The sequence below is a fragment of the Bacteroides sp. MSK.20.82 genome (genome assembly GCF_019052485.1).
In the GTDB taxonomy this organism is placed as follows: domain Bacteria; phylum Bacteroidota; class Bacteroidia; order Bacteroidales; family Bacteroidaceae; genus Bacteroides; species Bacteroides thetaiotaomicron.
This window is the reverse complement of record NZ_JAHQUN010000112.1, coordinates 1-2,544: the sequence shown is the minus strand read 5'-3', so window position 1 is coordinate 2,544 and position 2,544 is coordinate 1. Positions and strand designations below refer to the sequence as shown.

Genomic DNA, 2,544 nt, shown 5'->3' with positions numbered 1-2,544 from the left:
GTAAGCCCCCGATAAAGTACCCGTTGTCTTTGTATCTTTAAGTCTCGATCTTTGCCAGAAAAAAGACTATGCAAAAAATGAGTAAAGAAGAATTCATTGAAATCCTGTCTCGTCAACAGCGTAGCGGTTTGACGATAAAAGACTTCTGTATAAATGAAGCCTATACCGAATCAAGCTTTTACTATTGGAAAGGAAAGTTTGGCCTATCGAGGCGTTATCATATGGATAGGCATTCTTCCTCTTTAGAGGAGTTTGCACCGGTTAGCCTCACCTCTTCACCTGCTTCCCACTCTGCCTGTGATAGTGGCGCTATACAAACGGGTGAGATCCGGATAGAGTTCCCCGGTGGTATTATCGCCCACTTCAGTGGTATGGCTGAATCCCAGGCGGCCATGCAATTGCTCACTCAACTCTGCAATCGCCATGTTTTGCCTGAATGACACGATGCGCTACTTTCTCTGTCCGGGTAAGACAGATATGCGTAAAGGTATGAACTCATTATGCGGGGTTGTTCATGATAAAATGGGATATGATGTCCGTTTAGGTGATGTGTTTATCTTTATCAACCGCCAGCGCACTACAATGAAACTGCTACACGCGGAAGATGGCGGACTGGTTTTGTACATAAAACGACTTGAAGAAGGCACTTTCCGCCTTCCCTCTTATGACAAAGAAAGCAAGTCGTACCCTATGCAGTGGCGTGACCTGGTTCTGATGGTAGAGGGAATCAACGACGAACCTTCCAAAAGGCTCAAACGTCTGAAAGCGTTACGAAAAAGTGACATGCAGTACTGAAAAACAGCAGGTGAAACCTTGATTATACGGTTGCTTTTCTGTATTTTTGTATTGTTCAAAACAGGTATGACGAATGACTCAGACAGAAACATTAGAACTTTTGGTGGCCACACTCCAGCAGGCTAATAGCTCCCAGTCTGAGTCAATCGAGCGTCTGACCCGGCAGAACGAACAGCTGCAAAATAAGCTTCAGGAACTGCTGGCTCAGGTAGCCTGGTTAAATCGTCAGTTATTCGGCCGTAAGAGCGAGAAATTAGCCCATCTGGATCCGAACCAGCTATCACTGTTCGATCCACCTGTTCAGCCGTTGGAACACGAAATACCGGAAGAAGCCGCAGCCCAAGAACCTGTCTGCTCGACGACTCCCAAAAAGAAAGTGCGTCAGAACCGCAACATGTTGGATGGCCTTCCTGTAGTGGAGATTGTCATAGAACCCGAAGGAGTCGATCCGGATAAATACAAGCGCATAGGCGAGGAACGCACACGTACACTTGAATTTGAACCGGGCAAATTATACGTAAAAGAGATCATACGTCCCAAGTATGGCCTGAAAGACAATATAAGTTTGCCTCAGGGGCATCAGGGCAGTGTTATTATAGCCCCTCTTCCGCTATTGCCTATCTACAAGGGACTTCCCGGTGCCAGCCTGCTCACTGAAATCCTCTTGCAAAAATATGAATATCATGTACCATTCTATCGTCAGGTGCGTGAGTTTCACCATTTAGGCCTGAAGATCTCGGAAAACACGCTTCAGGGGTGGTTCAAACCTGCCTGTGAATTACTTAAACCTCTCTATGAAGAGTTGAAGAAACAGGTATTGAAGGCCGACTATATCCAGGTGGACGAAACGACATTACCGGTTATCAACAAACAGAATCATAAAGCGGTTAAGGAATACTTGTGGATAGTCAGGGCGGTTATGGATGGATTGGTCTTCTTTCATTATGATGACGGTTCCCGCTCACAGGAAACAGCCTGGAAATTATTACAAACCTTCAAAGGATATCTTCAAAGTGACGGCTATGCGGCCTACAACATCTTTGAGGGTAAGAAAGAGGTGTGCCTTGTCGGATGCCTTGCCCACATAAGGCGACATTACGAGGTTGCCAAAGAAGAGAATGAATCCCTGGCCGGATATGTTCTGGCTCAAATACAGCAACTCTATCGGATCGAACAGATTGCCGACCAGGAGGAACTCACTTATGAGCAACGCATGCTTAGAAGACAGGAACAGGCACTTCCCATACTTGAGCAACTGGAAAAATGGATGGAAACAGCCTATCCGAAAGTGCTTCCTAAAAGCCGGATGGGGCAAGCTATCGCTTACGCGTATCAACTTTGGCCACGTATGAGGAATTATCTGAAAGACGGCAGGCTTAAAATAGATAATAATCTGGCCGAAAATGCGATTCGTCCGATAGCCTTATCAAGAAAAAACTTCTTATTTTGTGGAAACCATGAAGCCGCGCAGAACACTGCCATAATCTGTTCGCTCTTGGCATCATGCAAAGCCTCCAACATTAACCCCCGGGAATGGCTCACGGAGGTGATTGCACTATTGCCGTATTATGCAGCCAACAAGGAGAAAGACCTAAAAGAGCTGCTACCCCATTGCTGGGAATCGGGAAACTCCAAAGAACTCTAATAATACTCTAACGAAAAACAAGAATATAAATACAGAATCACTATAGCTTTGTTCGATTTGCTATAGCGATTCTTTTTTATACGGGTACTTTATCGGGGGCTTAC

Annotated in this window: 3 protein-coding genes; all 3 read left to right on the top strand. The window is 45.5% G+C overall.

The annotated features are described in order from the left end of the window. The first annotated feature begins 68 nt into the window (after positions 1-68). Positions 69-440: a hypothetical protein gene (locus KTR07_RS27955; RefSeq protein ID WP_005805145.1), complete on the top strand. Its 372-nt coding sequence runs from the start codon at positions 69-71 to the stop codon at positions 438-440. Then, positions 424-795, top strand: a complete 372-nt coding sequence (tnpB, locus tag KTR07_RS27950; protein WP_015531149.1) for an IS66 family insertion sequence element accessory protein TnpB — start codon at positions 424-426, stop codon at positions 793-795. The genes KTR07_RS27955 and tnpB overlap by 17 nt, the downstream gene beginning before the upstream one ends. 73 nt (positions 796-868) lie before the next feature. Continuing rightward, entirely contained in the window at positions 869-2,440 is a 1,572-nt protein-coding gene (locus tag KTR07_RS27945; RefSeq protein WP_005805141.1) for an IS66-like element ISBthe6 family transposase, read from the top strand. Positions 2,441-2,544: the final 104 nt, after the last annotated feature.

Coding starts and splice junctions, on each gene's coding strand:
- tnpB (WP_015531149.1), top strand. CDS start 424: ATGTTTTGCCTGAATGACACGATGCGCTACTTTCTCTGTCCGGGTAAG.
- KTR07_RS27945 (WP_005805141.1), top strand. CDS start 869: ATGACTCAGACAGAAACATTAGAACTTTTGGTGGCCACACTCCAGCAG.
- KTR07_RS27955 (WP_005805145.1), top strand. CDS start 69: ATGCAAAAAATGAGTAAAGAAGAATTCATTGAAATCCTGTCTCGTCAA.